A 17,715-nucleotide genomic window follows, 5' to 3' on the forward strand; every position below is an offset into this window, starting at 1 on the left:
GAATAGCGAACTGGTGTGTTTACCCTGAGCGAGCGTAGCGAGTCGAATAAAACGCTAAGTGTTCTGATCTTCGCTTCGCTGAAGTAAGCTTCCGCAGCAGCAGTAATGATAGTTCTCCAGATCTTCATGAAATTGACATGTCTGAGCTGCTACCGCTATTGTCAGTTCAATAGGGAAGCAATGACCGGATGGGTTGGATGGAGAATGAAAATGAGATACAGAGTCGCGGAGAACGGAAGATCTAATCCTGCGCTACGCCGAATCACGTTCATTCTGATACTTCTGATGACACTAACGGGACATGCTTCGAGTCAGGATATCTCTCAATCTCCATTCCTTCTTGCTGAGGATGTACAACTCTTCACACCAATCTCCGAGAAAGAGGTTCTCTTCGTGGATTCCAGCGGTGAGATTCGTCTTGTTAATATTGATCATCCTCTGGAACCTATTGAGTGGTCGTCCGACTGGGATCCTCGCATATTGGAATGGAGCGAAACGGGCAGAACACTGTATCTGAGTTCCAGCATAGATGGGGAGTGGGTCTGCTTCGCGATCTCCGTTGATACCCCCGGTTTGGAGGAAGTTGGTCCCGCGCCTTTAGCGGTGGTCGTTTCAAGATCCGACGGTTCAGGATCGAAGACTGTTGCTCTCGCACAAAATGCTGGTGGAGGTCCTCAGTTCAGCTTCAGCTCAGACACCAATCTGCTTTATGGCTATCCCTTCATGCCCTGTGGCATTAATGCATCTGACTACATCGCATACATGTCAGGGGAAACAGCTGAGGAGCAATACGAGTTCTACACAATTATCGATCTACGGGACGGCTCGCGGTTTCATGAAGATCTTCCGCTCAGTTCAGGCTATATAGATTGTCCTTTCAGTGATCTCGCAGCAATAGCGAACGAGGGATCGCTGCTCGCTTTTGCCCGCATTTCTGCCGAGGGATCATTCATTGATTTCTACGGTGGATCTTACTTGAAAGTCCTTAGCTGGGTTCTGCCGGATGGTCTGCTGGCTGAGCATGAGGGAAAGCAGTTCCTTGTTCTCTCTGACGGAACACTTCTGGAAAACACCACTGAGTGGTTGAATGTTCGATGCTGGGTATCGGACGCACTCTATCTCTGCTCTACAGGAGAATCATGCGAGGTTCTTCTGACCGGGATTGATTGGGAGAACTTCGAGCCTGTTCACGGACGAATCCTGGAGGACTTCCCCAGGGAAGGGCTTGTCATGTCTATGCCCGGCTCGGAGGGGTTGCTCATTGCCGACTATGATAAGCTCTTTTACTATCCACTTTTGCGTGGAACATCCAGCAGTATCACTGAATGATGAGAATACTGCTGCTAAAATCCATGAACTCAGCAACCTGTTTAATCACTTAATTCATTTATCGGGAGGATCAACAGAGAAAGTTCGATAATGTGTCACGATGCCCCGCCAGTGCCCCAAACAGTGCCACCCACCAATAAAGCGACAGGGGGGCTTTAGAACTTCTAGAAGAGGATTTTTATGTTGCCCCAGGTTTCAGATTCCACAGCAGCAAACTGTCCGTCGAAATCGAAGAACATATCGGAGTCCTGTTCGAATACAACATCGGACCTCTCCCATATGCCGGAACCATCGTTGTACCAGCAATAGTCACCGATGTAATTGTGACTTACAAGAATGAAGCAGTTATCAGAGATATCAGCCTGGGTTTCAAAGTAGTAGTGAATACCAGGAAGAAGCTCAAGAGTATACGAGTCTTCATAGAGGATTATATGGTTCTCGTAGATGTCAAAACCCCAGCTACTGTCACCGGTGAATGTGTTAGTACAGGATGCGCTCTCGGCCCACACATCGGTATTTGTGTTTGGGTCGGAATCGCCGGTATCATCCTTGGAGACTACTAAGTTCATCGTTGAGGCATGCCCACCTGTCCAGATCATCCAGACGTAGATCTCATGAATCCAGGCTAAACCAATAACCTCAACGTCATCGCAGGCCCACCGATCACCAGCGCCGTAGATGCTGTAACCGTTAAGCAAGTTTTCAAAATTGTAAGTCTGTGAATAAACCAGGTTGTCTATCCCAGTCGGACCAGTTCCTGGAATGTGACGGGAGCCCAATTCATAAGGTTGATCAGCCAGTGAAGATGACAGGGATATGATCAGAATAGCGGAAAGGAATACTCTCATAACTCACCTCCTTTCAATGGAGGTAGACCCAAATAGAGTGTAAAGTTTTACGTATGTGATGTCAAGATGAGTTCAGGAACTCTGAAACCTGCTGAATCACTTAAATTCTGTTTTCGGGAGTATCAGTAAAGAAAGTTAGATGATGTATCAAGATGCCTGCCTATGGTTAAATCTTTTCGAATACAGTTAAATTCATTTTTGCTATTATGCTGTCATTAACATGCATATAAGATTTCTATTTCTAAGTTATTGAGAACAAATAACCAGTACCCTGATCAATAAATGCCCATCGTGTTGTCCGTTGTGAAAAGAGCAAGGCCATTAATGCATTGGTATTCGTAATGAAATGTTATTCCGTAACTGAGTGGCTGATCGGGATGCTGAGGAATATCAACAACATAGATTTTTACGAAATAACCGTCATGCAGATGTGCGAATATCACATCATCCTGGATGATATACCCCATTACCCACCAGGCATATGTCCCTCCCGGAGCCGCCCCGTAGTTTATCCAACCCTGTTCACCCCATGCGAACATCATTGTCTCATAACCATTCCCAAAAGGTGGAGCAGCACCGCTGAAGAAACCTACTGGACTGATCGGCCAATTACCATCATAGCAATAGATGTCCTGTATGAAAGAAGAGCTGGCTGCGAATCCGGCTATACCCGATATCGCGCCGAATATAAACGCGTTATACTCGTATTCTGGTGCATGATTATCCCATATCGTATACAGTGTAGATATTTCATTTGGCATAGTACTGACAGTATTCGAATAGTTCTCGGAGAACTCGGATCCCAGGTAAGCCTTGACTGAGTAGAGTCCGGCACATGTAGCTTGATGGTTAAAGGTAGTAAGAGAAACATCACCGACTGAAACCCAACCTCCTTTAGCATTTGCCTTGAAGTATATCACATAACCATCAGCATCTCCTGCAACAGGATTCCAGTTAAGCACAACGGACATTCCTTCAGACAATGCTTCATCAATTGTCAGCCCTGTAACAGTTGGCAATGTACCCGTGCATGGAATTGTTACGCATACTTCGTTGCTCCACAATAAATCATCATCAGAGTTCAACACAGTTGCGAGGGCAACATAATAGGTTGTACCTCCGACTACCGTTGTATCAACGAACGAGGTATCAGTGGATTCCAGAAATGCTCCAAGATTTTCTGCTGATGAAATATTCTGAACAGAATAACTGATAAGAAGTGAAGTCACCGGCTTCGCACACCTGCCAATTAATGTGTAATGAGCCGGTGTCTATCTCCGTAACAGTAAGTGTTCCGGCTGAAGGAGCGGAATCTGTCGCAGTTGGCTCCTCAATACACGCCAGAAGAAATATTGAACAGGTAAATACAGACAGGAGTATCCGTTTTTGCAAAATAGCATCACCTCATATCTCTAAATAAACACTACTAATTCGACTGATTTCACTTCATCCAAAAGAGGATGATCAAAATAAATTGTAGGGTTTTGCTTATGCAATGTCAAGATGAGGCGTTTCTGCATGAACATGATATTCAATCCGGAAATTTCACCTGTATTCTGTGGATTTCCCCAGGAACCGCAGGTTTCCGGACATGCTGGTTGCTGTGGATTTCCACAGGACCGCAGGTTTCCAGACATGATGGTTGCTACTGAAACAACACATGAAGCCGGGTATGCTCTAAGTAAGTTTATTATTCGATTCGGATATTCGGTTGAATACTGAAATAGTGATTCTCTATCTATTATTGACTTGTTTACTGAATACTTGTATCTATAGTATTGATACAGTATTAAATTGCATCTGAGTATTGTGAAATGAGGAATCGCTGATGGGCAAACATATTGGCATATCAACACTTGCAGGAGCTGCAGTAATCTTTTTAAATACTATTCGGTGGAAGAGCATAGTTCGGAAACATTGCGCTGCGATTGTATTTCTATTTCTCATACCCTTCCTGGCACAGGTTGCCATTGCTGACAGAGAAGTTTTTTCTGATCCGGCAACGTACAAGACCACTTTCGAGGATATGGGAAGCGGATTCCTGCCTGAAGGAGATCATCTTGAACTCTTCAAACGGCTGATTGAGATGGAGACACCGCGGGAAGAGACGTTCATGGATCTCACCTCACCACTGCCTGATCCTGGCAGCGATCTGGACATAGCGTGGACCTTCCTCTTCTACGACGATGCAGAATTTCCGGCCTTCAATCCATTTTTGGTTTTCTCCAGCGATGCTTACTCATCCGAAAGCCTTAAAGTGATTGTCCTGCAGGACACTGAAGACGAACCAACTACCCTGTGGTATGTCCATGAAGACAGTTATCCGGTATTTCTGGAGGACTGGGGGGAAAGGAATATGGGGGATTGGTCAACACTCTACGACTTCATCGTATGGGGCAAGGCGAACTACCCGGCCGATAGATATATACTGACCATGTACGACCACGGGGGAGGATGGATGGGAGCATGTTGGGATTACACCTCTTATGGTGATTTTCTCCTTATGGACGAGATTGATTGCGCAATCAGAAAAGCCGGTGGGGTAGATATTTTAGCCTTCACCGCCCCTTGCTTAATGGGCGCGCTGGAATCAGCCTACGAACTCCGGGATTGTGTGGATGTCTACATTGGAAGCGAGGAGATAACCGGGTACATCTTCTGGTGGGACATAATTGATGATATCTGCGATATACTCAATGATTCCTCCTCTCTCTCCAATGCGGAGATCGGCAGCATGATAATAGATCTCGTTGAGGTAAACGCTCCTATTCAATACATTGAGTGGCTCACGATGAGCGCTGTTGACCAGGCCAGGATACAGGATTTCACTGACCCTCTGGATGAACTGATAGTGTACATGATACAAAACATGGGCGAACTTGGCCCGAATATTCAGACAGCCCGTAATAATGCCTGGATTATGGGAAAGGGAGGGACTTATACCTGTTACGAAACTGACCTGTACGATTACCTGTTGCAGATCACGGAAGTAGAGACCGATCCCTTTGTTCTTGATAAGGCGCTGGAGATCAGGCAGGCCTTCACTCCTGCTATAATCAACGAGTGTCACGGAAGCTCTCAGTCCAGGACTCACGGTCTGACTATATATTTTCCGCCTGATGCAGAATCTTTCAATACTCAATACGGAAATGTTAATCTGGATTTCGCCGACAACACTCAATGGAATGAATTCCTTGAAGCCTACTACGACTGGCAGCAGACCGGTATCGCAGGGGGCCCTTCCGTCAGCAATCCAGACATTAACGTGAATCCCAATCCATTCACTAACACAACGCAGGTAACATATACATGCCATTCCTCTGAAATTGTTGATCTGACAGTTTTCGATATTTCAGGTCGTACTGTCCGTACACTCACTTATGGTATGGTAGAAAGCGGAACCCACAATATCAGCTGGGATGGTAGAAATCATCTGGGTAGTCTGGTTCCGGCAGGCGTGTACATCTGTGTTCTTAAGACAGAGAAAGGTTCCGTGAGTAGTGCTATGGTCATCCTGGTGAGATAGAAAACCGATAATCGATTAAATACCATGATCTTCCTGTTCAGTTGTAGATGGTCTGCGAATCTGAAGCAGATTATGTTCCCTGAGTGCATTATGTTTTTGTTATATAATGTTTGAACGGCAAAGAGACTAAGATATCTCTGTACAGGAGGATGATATGATTCTGATGATTATAGCTGTGGCTCTTCTGGGTGATGTTTACGACGATATTACCGTGACCAGAAACCCTGATCCAAATTATGTGGCGGGAACGTACGAAGAGTGGCTAGAGGATCAGCCCGATTTCCAGCCGTTCTTCGCAAGAACCATTATGGGAAGCGATGGAGCGGAGTTTCTGCTGGTATTCGAGAATGGACTTACCGACAGTCTTGAGGCTGGAGTCCTCGAACAGTGGACCGCTGATATCGCGTCCCAGGGGCTTTCATGGGAGGTAGTGGAGGTTACCTACAGTACACCGGAGGATCTCAAGAGTTACCTTACGGATAAGTACAACGATGGACTGGAGGGCGCGGTTCTGGTGGGGATTCTCCCCACTGCCTGGGTCATGCTTGAGAACTCATTCGGAGGTAATGAGCACTTCCCTTGTGATTATTTCCTGATGGATCTTGATGGAACATGGGAAGATCTTTGGGTGGGTTATCCCTCAAGCGGTGTTCCCGGATCGGATGGAAAATACGATACTTTCAGCGGAAGTCTGGATCCGGAGATATATACCGGACGGATCAAGGTGGACAATCTCAATGCGCTTGGTGATCCCATCGAGATGCTTAATGACTACATCGAGCGGAACCATGTCTGGCGGATGAACGGAGGTCCCGACCCTCTGACTGCTCTATTGTATGTGGATGATGACTGGGCAGGCTGGTCTGGTCTGCAGGCTTCAATGCAGCACCTCTATCCCAACACGATACTGGTAAACGATATTTACGGAACCAACGGAACTGATTATCTGGAGACCAGGCTTCCGGATGCCTACGTTTGGATAAGCCCCTTTGTACATTCGAGTCCGAATACTCATTACTGGGCACAGGGTCCCTCCACCAACTGGGACGAGATCGTACCTGCCAACCCACAGGCGCATTTCTATAACCTGTTCGCATGTTCAAATGCCCGTTTTACAACTACTCGCTGCATGGGAGCGGTTTACGCATTCTGTACGTCCGCAGGACTTGCTTCCGTTGGCAGCACCAAGACGGGTTCCATGATGCAGTTCACCCAGTTCTACTATCCTATGGGACAAGGAGCATCGATAGGTGAAGCATACAAAGACTGGTGGGACTACATCGCTACCAACGGTCTGTCCCAGGATGAGAGATCATGGCATCTGGGTATGGTCCTTCTGGGTGATCCATCATTGATGCCTGCAATGCACATGCTGGGCATTGAGGATCAGAGTACTGAGACCAATACGTCATCAGGATTGATAATTGCGGAAAACCCCTGTCAGTCGGAACTGGTTCTGACATATGCTGAAGCACAGCAGGGTACAGTGGAACTGTATGATACTTCCGGAAGGCTTGTGGCATCCGGTACACTTGAAGATTCATCCTGCACGCTGTCTTTATCATCAATCCAGACGGGATTTTACATTGTGAAAGTTACAGCAGCAGGCATATCAGCACAGACATCGGTAGTTATCCTCAGATAGGGTCATCAATGTGCAGTGTGTGAATACGCGCTTCTGACAGAAGCACTGAATATGGATATGAAGTAAGTCCTCCTGCTTAAGGTAGAATCCGTCCGCGGTCAGGTTTACCCTGGCCCGCCATCCAAGCAAATAACCAAAGCGTAAAAGAATTTTACAAAACAGGACAGCACCGGTTCTGTCAATTCAATGCGAAATACGTGGATTAACCCATTTATCTCTATTTGTATAATTAAACTGACTAATGTTTGACAATCAGAACTCTATTAGTATACTTTGCAACAATCAATTATTATTTTCTTATTGATAAGGAGGGCGCTATGAAAATATCGATTGTTCTTTCTATGATTCTGACAGTAGTTTGCATTGCTGCTCAGGCCGTTCAGAGTGACTGGACTCAGGGTTCGGGCACAACTGGACCAACAGGGGACTGGGGCTCCTGCTTCGACAGCTGCCAGGACATTTCCTGGCTCGCTGTTCCCGGCCAGCTGGCCCTGGCTTCGGTGCAGCTTGAGGAGACGGTGTTTCATGCTGTTGATAACTCGTTTGCGGGAGCGTATACCGTTGACGTCGGCGATCTCAACGGAGATGGTCTCAACGACATCATCGGAGGAGGATCCCAGTCGCCTCAATTCTGCGCCTGGTACGCAGATGGCTCCGGCGGATGGGTGGAGGGTATAATTTCCTCAACAGCAGACAGCCCGACCGGCTGTGATATAGTCGACATCGATGACGATGGAGACCCTGATATCCTATGCGCTACCTACTACGGCGGGCGAGTACTGCTTTTCCTTAATGACGGCAGTCCCACTCCCATGTGGACTGAGGTGGTGATCTCCCCGTCCTTCGCGGGTGGACATGATGTAGAAAGTTTCGACATGGATAATGACGATGATCCTGATATTCTCGCCGCAGCTGCGGAGGGCGACAGGGTAACCTGGTGGAGGAATGATGGTGGTACCCCAATAGTGTGGCACGAGCAGGATATTTCAACATCAGTCAACTATCCCTGCAGGATACAGGCTTGCGATCTCAACGGAGATGGTCTTATGGATGTTGTTGCAAGTATGTGGCTTGGCGACAACATAGTTGCATGGTACGGATCCGGTGGGGGAGACCCTACATGGACAGAACAGCTTATCTATTACCCGGTTTACGGAGCCCATTCGGTGAGAGCGTCGGATGTTGATCTGGATGGCGACCCGGATCTTATAGCATCGTCCCTCGACGAAGGCAGAGTCCTTCTGTTCAGGAACGGAGGCGGCATACCTGTCCAATGGACAAGGGAAGTGATCAGCTCTCAGTCGGGCTGCGGCTACGCAAGACCCGGGGATATTGATGGTGACGGAGACTACGATGTTATTGCTTCTTCATTTGGTTCCGGTGGCGCCTTCTGGTATGAAAATACGGCGGGAGGTACTTCCTGGATGAGGCATCCGATAGCCACTGACCTTGGAAGCATAGCCTGCTCGCTACCCGCCGATGTGGACGGTGACGGTGACCTTGATGCAGTACTGACCTGCAGGGGCTCAGGCAGAATCCTGTGGTACGAAATGGCGGAGTTCAAGCCTTCTGGATGGCTTATCAGTTCAATTCTGGATACGGGAGAAAATCCACAGTGGGCAAGTATTGACTGGAGCTGTTTGCTTCCTCCAAGTACCGGTTTTTCTGTAAGCTACCGAACTTCTGATGACCCGGGTGCGATGGGTGACTGGTCACTCCCTTTCGAGAATCCCATGGAACTCAGTGGTCTTCTTGAAAGGTATTTTCAGTACCGGATAGATATAGATACTTCTGATCCCTCGATGTCTCCGGTTCTTGAATCGCTGCAGCTTAACTGGGATCCGACAGGGGTGCATGGCCAGGCTGAATCATCAGGCCTGACACTAACTCTGATCGGCGGTAATCCTGTCAGGGGATCGGTGATTATCCGATTAGAAGGGAACCGGAACTGCTGTGTAGAATTAGGGATCTATGACTGCTCCGGAAGACTGGTATGGTCAGACAGCCGGGATCTGGAAGAAAACTCCGAGGAATTCCTGCAGATATCCAACCTCCCGGATGGATCCTACAGGATGTACATGAGGGAAGCCTCAGGAACAGTTATCGCTCTTCCTGTGATCGTGCTTGATCGATGAACAGGTTGCAGTAAGGGCATATGATGAAGATATTAGTCCGCACATTTCACCAGGTTGCGTAACGAAACGGTGTAGAAGCGCACGCAGACAAGGCATGCGAATGAGATCGACGGAGATGTATTATACATACTTCAAGGAAGGACGATTGAGCATAACGCAGTATGCGAGTGTCTTATGCGCCGTTGCAGTAGTAACTCTGGTGAGATATACGGATTAGTATTTCACTGAACGAAAGGAGTCCCTTCTGCCCTTAAGCAGAACAGCAGAACATCTGCAGAACCTCGGTTTCAGCGGATTTGAATCGGATGTTTATCTTGCCCTTTTAATCGAGCCGGGTATAACCGGTTACAGAGTTGCCCAGATAACAGGCAAACCGGTACCGAATACATATAAAACCCTTGAGAACCTGCAGAAGATGGGGGCGGTTGTTGTTGATAACAGCGGTAAAAGCCGTCTATATTCACCAATTCCAATCGGTGAATATGTGGATATCGTTGTAAGAGGGCTTGAGAAATCCAGAAAAATCCTGGAGAAGGATATTGAATCAATTAGTAAACCTCCTCCCGAGGAGGGGGTTTACAGGCTCACAACCGTGCATCAGGTCTATCACCGGGCAGAGAAAATAATCCGTTCAGCGGAGAGTTCTCTTCTCGTTGATATTGATCCGACTCCACTCAATCATCTGAAGGACTCCATAATGGAAACAGCAGCAGGGGGCGTTAAAACACTTTTGCACATTCACAGCGACAGCATGGATAAGAATATTCCAGGCTGCGAGGTTGTGAACAGCTGCAAGCTGGACTGGCCCGGAGAATGGCTGATTGTCCAGGCTGACGCGAAAGAATACCTGATAGCGATCATTACATCTGACGATCGGAGGGTATATCAGGCAGTATGGAGCAAAAATCCCTTTATTGCCCCATGTATTTACCAGGGTTATATGAACAAAGCCATTCTCTACAGGATCCTTCTCATGATCGGAAGTGGGAAATCCTATGAAAATCTTAAGGAAGAACTTCATCGATTGTGGATGAAGTTCGGTGTTGATGATCCCGGCACCCTCGCTCTGCAGGATCTTCTTAAGAATCTTTAGTTCGGACAGCATACAGGCATAATGAAGAAACTCAATTAATAGATCATTAATATTGCTACTCTGCGTCATATCCAATTTCTGACTGATAATTTTCTTCTTGACGCACTTGTATGGACGACATTGTTTGTGGTATTTTCGGGCGATCAGGGCGAAGTAGCCACTGCTGACCATTGCGCAGTACAGACTTATTCCCACCGAATACATGTGCCGTTCGGGGCACTTCGATGACATTATGTATCTTTGAACGGTTCGAGTGCGCACTATTTATAGAAAGGTCCAGATGAAAATACCGGGTCTTACAATCGGTGATCTGACTATTCGCGTTCCTATTATTCAGGGCGGCATGGGTGTGTCCGTATCAAAGGCTTCACTTGCATCCGCAGTTTCTTTAATGGGCGGCCTCGGTGTCATTGCCAGCGTTGGTCTGGGAGAGGACATGGCTTCTACTATCCGCTTCGAGGAAAGGTCCCGCCAGGCTCTGGCAACCGAGATCAGGGAAGTGAAGCAGAAGGGGCTGGCCGTAGGCGTGAACGTGATGGTGGCGCTCACGAATTACAGTGATCTGGTGGAGGTTTGTGCGGAGGAAGGTGTTGATGTCCTCTTATCCGGTGCCGGTCTTCCCTTGCGTTTACCTGAATATGTTGGCAATTCTCCAATGAAACTTGTACCGATCATTTCGTCAGGACGTGCTGCGGATATCGTATGCAGAACATGGTCCAAAAGATATTCACGATTTCCTGACGCTCTGGTGGTGGAAGGACCGATGGCTGGCGGTCATCTTGGTTTCAAGTTCGAAGAACTGGTGGATGGTTCTGCTGCTGACCTCGAGACGCTGGTGCATGAGACCCTTGTAGTCGCTGATCGATATGAACAACAAGCTGGGCGAAGAATTCCCGTTATAGCAGCGGGTGGCATTTATTCTGGGGCTGATATCGCCAGGTTCCTGAATCTGGGTGCAAGCGGTGTTCAAATGGGCACACGCTTTGTGGCTACACACGAATGTGATGTCTCAGATGCCTACAAGCAGTCGTATATTGACGCAACCGTGGACGACATAGCTTTGATTCGGTCTCCTGTAGGAATGCCCGCACGTGTGATAAAGACATCATTCGTTCAGAAGAGTCTGGGTGAAAAACAGAAATTCGCCTGCTTTTACAAATGCTTACTGACATGCGACGCAGATACGGCAAACTACTGCATCGCGCTTGCGTTGTTAAACTCGGCTCGGGGGAAGCTCGACAAAGGATTTCCTATGTGCGGTCAGAATGTATATAGAATCAACAAGATAGTAAGTGTCAGGGAACTGATGGAGGAATTGGTACAGGAAGCGGAATCTTTTCTTTCCTGAGTGTGTTGAAAACTATCTGAGAAGGTAGACATCCTGCGCGGTATCCGGTGAACCTGATAGTTCGAAATAGAGGATTTCCATATCACCTGCAAGAATATTTCGAAAATAGCTGTCAGGATGGTATGCAAGGCAGTAATTCGCCCCGGACATCTCTGGTTCAATCACAACGAGTTTTCCTGACCTGAATCTTGCAGCCTCTTTTTCAGTGAGTTCTCCTATCCGATTTTTTCCCTTGACAGTTATAAGGAGAAACCCTCCCGGTTTGAGTACACGTCGCAGTTCGTTCATCCAGTGTTTCTGAAGTTCTTCTCGAAAATGTCCGAATACCGCTACTGCGTATACAAAGTCGAAGCTGTTGTCCGCATATTCCAGTGCTGATTCAAGCCCGTTTGTGCTGAACTGACCGAAGGCCAGGTTCTGTCGGGACCAGTCTATCAGCTTCGGGTTAATATCAGTACCGTATATCTTCGGCCCCTTAAGGTTTTGCCAGTGTCTTGCAATACGCCCGCAGCCACATCCAAAATCGAGTATTCTCTCAAAATCTTCGATATTTTTTCCATTCTTTTGAAGAATGTTCAGGATTGCTGCGGCTCCTTTCTTCCCTGAGGAGAAAAAATGAACCGGACCGTAATTAGCAGCTACGGGAAAACAAAGGTGTGGAGGAGGGTATGGGATACCGTCCGGTGCGGGTTCAGTACCATTCAGAATTCGCCAATGGAAGGTTTTCCAATGTCCGATCAATTTTCTGTATGTATATCGCCCCGCATGTAGAAGGTGAACTGATTTCAATAAATTGCCGGCTGCCTTTCTCATTTTCATTCTATATCGCTGTTCCAGTCGGGTAATTACTCAGTGCGGTTTTCAGTCGTTTGTATGAGTGCCCCAAATGTCTGTAAATTATCTCTGGATCATAGGCTGCGTTGTGAGTTACCGGTAATTGTACCATTTTATTGACATGTAAGAACAGTGCCCTCGCATCCCTCAACCTCCCCTTCCGGAGCAATTTACTTCCAAGGTCGAGGGTTTGCTGAAGTTCCGGTTCGTACAGTTGATAGAAGTCAGATGTTACTATCGTACTGAGAGAAGGCTTTCTTTTCGCTTTCCTCCATAGTTTCCGTGCTATGCTGTACAGGTTCTGATTACGATTCAGTAAGTGGCTCAGTCTCTGTCTTTTGCGGAGAGATTTGAAAGAGTCCATATGAATACTGCATGATGGCACACCCAGACTGATAAGACTTCTTCGCAGTTCCTCAGCGGAAGTAAGATCGGTGGACCACATTCCTTTATGAGTGAACACGAAGCGAAGTTCGTGAACTCTGAATTCAGAAGCCATTTCATAGGCCTCTCTGAGCTGGTCAGTACTGTCATTGTGGTTGAAAAGGATATATCGCCAGATCATGCGAACGGATGATCCGGATGATCTGGCAGCTCCTGTGAAGGATTTCATGTAACTGGATGCTTTCGTAAAGTTTCCACCAACTCTGTATTTTTCGTAGCTCTTCTGGTCCACACCGTCTATGGAAAACTGGATCTGATCCAGACCGGAAACGGCATGATTTTCCTCGAAATCTCCATGAGCGTTTGTGATTAAAGAGAGAAACGCTCTGGGATAGTGTTTTCGGGCCATGCTTACTATCTGCCAGAGGTCAGGATTCATCATAGGCTCTCCATGACCTGAAAAATCGAATGTTCGGATGTCTATCCCGCTCCTGGAGAAATCCTGTAGCACTTTCTGGAATACAGCTGACGAGAGGGTGTGGGGCAGTTGCAGCCTTGCTCTTTCTTCAGGCGTTGCACAGGCCTTGCATTCCAGTGTGCACCTGGAAGAGGGTTCAACCTGCATAACATTGAGTACATGGCTGTTGAAACAAGGCGAGCCGCGGGAGGACAGGCAATAGCATCCCGGACAGGTATCGGAAAATGGTAAAATGTTTCCGGCAAGTTTCTTTGAAATCAATGCACATGGACCGCTGTCTGATAGAATACGTGACATATCCATATCGGAATCGTATTGCTGCAGGATTTTATCACTTCCCGCATCGTCCCAGCAGACGAAATTACCGTTTGCCCGGAGAAAGAGACTGTCCGCGCCAGGGCATTGCATTCCTGTATCCTTACTGTTGGTTCATGGTGATTCACTGTACAGGTAATATAGAGTCATGAAAGCTTATAAAAAAATCGTACCGACTTACAGGATCAGAAGAAATCCTTGCGGTACCCATGAATCTTTATGTATAAACGATAGATATTCCTGAATGAATGAGCTTCAACGAAAAGGAGGGTTTATCATGATCAGAAGAAATCCTGTACAGAATTTCATGCGATCCCTGATACGCCTTGTAATATTCGCACCACTTTGGCTGTTGCTGGTATGGCCTGATTTTGATGTTGTCAATTTCGAGTTCGATCTCACGATACTCTGGATCATTCTCAAAACCATAGCTATCTTCTGGTTTGCCAATACCTTCGCGAAGATGGTTCATGTTCTGCCCCAGTGGCAGAGGATGGTTCTTTTGCGTCTTGGGAGATCTGTGGGAGCCAGGGGTCCCGGATTCTTTCTTGTTCCACCATTTATCTATTCCGTTGCGCGTATCCTTGATATCAGAATAACCACCTATGAAGTGAAAGCTACAAAGACTCTCACAAAGGACAATATTCCCATCGATGTTACCGCAGCCGTCGAACTGGAAATCGAAAACCCTGAAAAGGCCGCCATCGATGTTCAGAACTACTGGAAGACGACCGAATGGGCATCAATGGAAGCACTGAAAAGCACAATAGGAAGCAACGACCTGAGACCTCTTCTGAGCGAAACGGACAGAATAGCGGAAGACCTGAAGAGGGGTATCGACTCCGCTGCTTCGGACTTCGGTGTTAATGTTCGAGCTGTAAGAATAACCGATGTAGGTACGCCTCCCTCTCTTGTGGAAGAGCTCGCTGTTATCGCCAGAGCTGAGAGGTCGGCAAAGGCCAAGAAAATACAGGCGGAAGCCGAGAAATTTGTGGCGACTTCCCTCGCGGAAGCTTCACGAACCCTTGCTTCAGCACCGAATTCCATGGATCTAAGGCAGATACAGGCACTGCTGGATATCTCCAAGGAAGAGAGTTCAATGGTGATTGTCTATCCGATGTCCAGCATGATGGGACAGCAGATAGCCGCGGCAACTGCCGGGAACAAGGTGAAAAATCGTGAAGCTACCAATATTCCCCTGCAGGATCTGACCGGCCAGCAGTAAAACGAACCGTGAGGAAGGGATGCGGCTAAAAGAGAGGAACTCTGATATTCATGAAATACACTGTTGCAGTATTGATCACCCTGCTTATGCTTCCTTCCCTGTCATGCGGCGCTGGCAATTCAGATCCCGAACAGGAATCTGATGTTGTGGCTGTATCCGACCCGGGCGCCGTCCTGGCTGATAACGAAATTGAATCGGTAAACGCGACCGATGATCCGGGAAAGCTTGCTTCCCAGGGGGGTACAGATAACTACAAAGCAGACTCTCTGCCGGCTGAACCAGCAGCAGTCGACGAAGATCTCTTCCTTCTCGGAAACGGTCGCGCCGGACTCTTTGAAGTGGGGATGCACCGCGAAGTTATCGAGGAGATCGCTCAAGCCTATGGAGATGTCGAATTCGAAGAAACTGAACTGATGCTTGAAGGCATGCCTGCGCCGATAATCAGGATTACATTTGCCAGGGAGGCTACGGAAGCTCTGGTTCTGGAACTCGGCGGCGAGGATACAACTGTTTTCAGAATAAGGGTATACTCCGATCGCTTCGTAACCGACAGGGGAATAGGAACCGCTTCAACATTGGGCAATCTTCAGGCTAATTACGAGTATGAAGGTGTATTCTGGGGCAATGACGGTAACCCGCTCATTCTAATCGAGGAACTGAACGCTTCGGTAATTCTTGTACCTGGTGAATGGTGGAATATAGGAGTACTGGAAGAGAATATCCCGTTAGATACGAAGATATCATCGTTTCTGATCCTTTAACCCTTATCTGATCCTGCTAATTCAACATACGGGCAAGTTCGACATAATCTGCTGACTCAACGTATTCGATCAATTGCCTTACAAGATGAGCGAGAGCTGCATTTGGACTCTCGTCTATCTTCGACATGTACTCCTTGATATCATCCCCTATGATAACGCCGGGATTCAAGTCTAATTTTTCTTCAGCTCTATCACTTTTCAGATTAGCTTTACCCAGACGGGCTTGCCTCAGGGCTGCAAGAATCTGACTCTCCATCGACGATCTAACGGGGATGAGAATTTTATCGAAGTACAGACGACCCGGTATTTTGTCCGGATCAATGGGCTCCGTGAACATGTGCTGCCAGAGCACTATGTCATGTTTGTCACCTTCCGGATCTTTCAACTCAAGGGCTATTGAACCTCCATCCATAGCATAAGCCCCACCCTTTATAACGAATCCGTCAGGAATTTTCATGTCTCAGCTCCCTCCTGATAAACGACTGCCCTGTCTGAAGCGACAATACTTCGGACACGGCAACCTCGCAAATGGATGGAGCCATAATCAGGAGGGAGAACCAGTCGCTTTCAATTCGTATTGCAGGTATTTACAGCGGATATACCGCGGATTATTAATAGTTAAGGCACGTTTGCGAAAGAATCAGAATAACATTGGATTGGTAAGAGATGAAATTATGTCGGTATTCAGGACTATTTATGATATCAATTCTATTCTGTCTTTCATGCGGCGATGAATGTGATGATCAGGATGTAAGCATTATGCCCATTGATACGCTGTACATTGCGGATTCCATAGGTGTCGAAATGGGCGACAGCAACTACGTTTTCGGCTCCATAAGCGACTTCGATTATGCGCCGGACGGAAGAATTCTGATTCTGGACGGTATTCAGTGCTGCATATTTGTTTATTCCCGATCGGGTGAATTCATCAAGCGGATCGGCAGAACGGGTTCCGGTCCCGGAGAAATGCAGTTTCCGTCTATGCTTGAAGTCCTTGGAAACGGCACCCTCTGCGTAAAAGATCAGCCTTTCTGGTATATCTACGATCCCGAAGGGATTTTCATCAGTTCAATTCATCTGGGACGAAGCGTTCCTATGAGCATGATTTCAGTGGGTACTGAAGGTGTTGTCGGAATCCGGAACAGGATGGACTTTCTGGAAACAGGAGAACTGCAAGTGACTAAACGTATAGCTCTTTGGAATGGAATAATCCCTGACAGCATTGAAACAGTCTATTTTGAGCAGGAATTTCTGCTTAATCTGGAGGACACTCCAAATAATGTTTATAGAATGGATCTCTTTTCAGCAATATCCACCGCCGGAGAGGATAGGGTATACGTGGCGCCCTCTCCCACTGATACGCCTGTTATCTACTGCTATCGGTTCGATGGTTCAATAGCAGATACTCTATACCTTCCTTATGATGAAGTCCCGAAATCTCTTTCTGAAATCGAGGAAGAGAAATTTCTTATCGAACTGGTTTACAGTCAGGGCACTGATATGACAATGGTCTGGGAACCGCTGCCGAACCGCCCAATGATACGCTGCATGGGAGTTGACAGTCTGGACTATTTATGGGTTCAGAGGGGAACGGAGCTTTCGCCAACTTTCGATATTTTCGATAACCGGGGCAATCTTCTGTATACTGCAGGTCTGCCTGACAGAGAAGATGCTTACAACTGGAGATTTGATATATCACCGGGCGGGATCATAGCTGTTCCTGAGGATCCTGAATTTTACCCTTTGCTTTACACCATTGATCAAAAGAGTGCCACCCACTAATAAAGCGACAAG

14 protein-coding genes are annotated in these 17,715 nt (G+C 47.2%); 9 read left to right on the plus strand and 5 right to left on the minus strand.

Annotation, left to right across the window (positions count from 1 at the left end):
- Positions 1-210 precede the first annotated feature (210 nt).
- Positions 211-1,329 (plus strand): hypothetical protein, encoded by a 1,119-nt coding sequence (locus K8R76_11330; GenBank protein MCD4848765.1) that lies wholly within the window; start codon positions 211-213, stop codon positions 1,327-1,329.
- A 164-nt stretch (positions 1,330-1,493) separates the two neighbouring features.
- Here the strand turns inward: K8R76_11330 and K8R76_11335 are convergent, their stop codons facing one another.
- Positions 1,494-2,177: a hypothetical protein gene (locus K8R76_11335; protein ID MCD4848766.1), complete on the minus strand. Its 684-nt coding sequence runs from the start codon at positions 2,175-2,177 to the stop codon at positions 1,494-1,496.
- A 275-nt stretch (positions 2,178-2,452) separates the two neighbouring features.
- Entirely contained in the window at positions 2,453-3,406 is a 954-nt protein-coding gene (locus K8R76_11340) for a hypothetical protein (protein ID MCD4848767.1), read from the minus strand.
- Positions 3,407-4,005: 599 nt separating this feature from the next.
- Between K8R76_11340 and K8R76_11345 the strand changes: the two genes are divergently transcribed.
- From K8R76_11345 to K8R76_11365, 5 genes are all read left to right on the plus strand, one after another.
- Complete coding sequence (locus tag K8R76_11345) at positions 4,006-5,703, plus strand: T9SS type A sorting domain-containing protein (protein MCD4848768.1); 1,698 nt, start codon at positions 4,006-4,008, stop codon at positions 5,701-5,703.
- A gap of 154 nt (positions 5,704-5,857) precedes the next feature.
- Complete coding sequence (locus tag K8R76_11350; GenBank protein ID MCD4848769.1) at positions 5,858-7,348, plus strand: T9SS type A sorting domain-containing protein; 1,491 nt, start codon at positions 5,858-5,860, stop codon at positions 7,346-7,348.
- A 317-nt stretch (positions 7,349-7,665) separates the two neighbouring features.
- Positions 7,666-9,483 (plus strand): T9SS type A sorting domain-containing protein, encoded by a 1,818-nt coding sequence (locus K8R76_11355; protein ID MCD4848770.1) that lies wholly within the window; start codon positions 7,666-7,668, stop codon positions 9,481-9,483.
- Between the two features lie 415 nt (positions 9,484-9,898).
- Positions 9,899-10,576 carry a hypothetical protein gene (locus K8R76_11360; GenBank protein ID MCD4848771.1) on the plus strand — a complete coding sequence of 226 codons (678 nt, stop codon included), beginning with the start codon at positions 9,899-9,901 and terminating at the stop codon, positions 10,574-10,576.
- Positions 10,577-10,856: 280 nt separating this feature from the next.
- Positions 10,857-11,924, plus strand: coding sequence for a nitronate monooxygenase family protein (locus tag K8R76_11365; protein ID MCD4848772.1), 1,068 nt, complete (start codon positions 10,857-10,859; stop codon positions 11,922-11,924).
- 12 nt (positions 11,925-11,936) lie between these two features.
- Here K8R76_11365 and K8R76_11370 read toward each other — a convergent pair whose 3' ends face one another.
- Both K8R76_11370 and K8R76_11375 read right to left on the minus strand, forming a co-directional pair.
- Positions 11,937-12,743 carry a methyltransferase domain-containing protein gene (locus K8R76_11370; GenBank protein ID MCD4848773.1) on the minus strand — a complete coding sequence of 269 codons (807 nt, stop codon included), beginning with the start codon at positions 12,741-12,743 and terminating at the stop codon, positions 11,937-11,939.
- Position 12,744: 1 nt separating this feature from the next.
- Positions 12,745-14,028 carry a radical SAM protein gene (locus tag K8R76_11375; GenBank protein MCD4848774.1) on the minus strand — a complete coding sequence of 428 codons (1,284 nt, stop codon included), beginning with the start codon at positions 14,026-14,028 and terminating at the stop codon, positions 12,745-12,747.
- A gap of 184 nt (positions 14,029-14,212) precedes the next feature.
- On the opposite strand from K8R76_11375, the gene K8R76_11380 reads away from it, so the two are divergent.
- Together K8R76_11380 and K8R76_11385 are read left to right on the plus strand one after the other, a co-directional pair.
- Complete coding sequence (locus tag K8R76_11380) at positions 14,213-15,160, plus strand: hypothetical protein (GenBank protein ID MCD4848775.1); 948 nt, start codon at positions 14,213-14,215, stop codon at positions 15,158-15,160.
- Positions 15,161-15,210: 50 nt separating this feature from the next.
- A complete protein-coding gene (locus tag K8R76_11385) occupies positions 15,211-15,921 on the plus strand; it encodes a hypothetical protein (GenBank protein MCD4848776.1) in 711 nt (236 codons plus the stop codon).
- 16 nt (positions 15,922-15,937) lie between these two features.
- Here K8R76_11385 and K8R76_11390 read toward each other — a convergent pair whose 3' ends face one another.
- Positions 15,938-16,378 (minus strand): hypothetical protein, encoded by a 441-nt coding sequence (locus K8R76_11390; protein MCD4848777.1) that lies wholly within the window; start codon positions 16,376-16,378, stop codon positions 15,938-15,940.
- 239 nt (positions 16,379-16,617) lie between these two features.
- Here K8R76_11390 and K8R76_11395 point away from each other — a divergent pair, with 239 nt between their 5' ends.
- A complete protein-coding gene (locus K8R76_11395) occupies positions 16,618-17,703 on the plus strand; it encodes a 6-bladed beta-propeller (protein ID MCD4848778.1) in 1,086 nt (361 codons plus the stop codon).
- The last annotated feature ends 12 nt before the right edge of the window (positions 17,704-17,715 follow it).

Source organism: Candidatus Aegiribacteria sp., assembly GCA_021108435.1.
Lineage (GTDB): Bacteria > Fermentibacterota > Fermentibacteria > Fermentibacterales > JCC-6 > Aegiribacteria.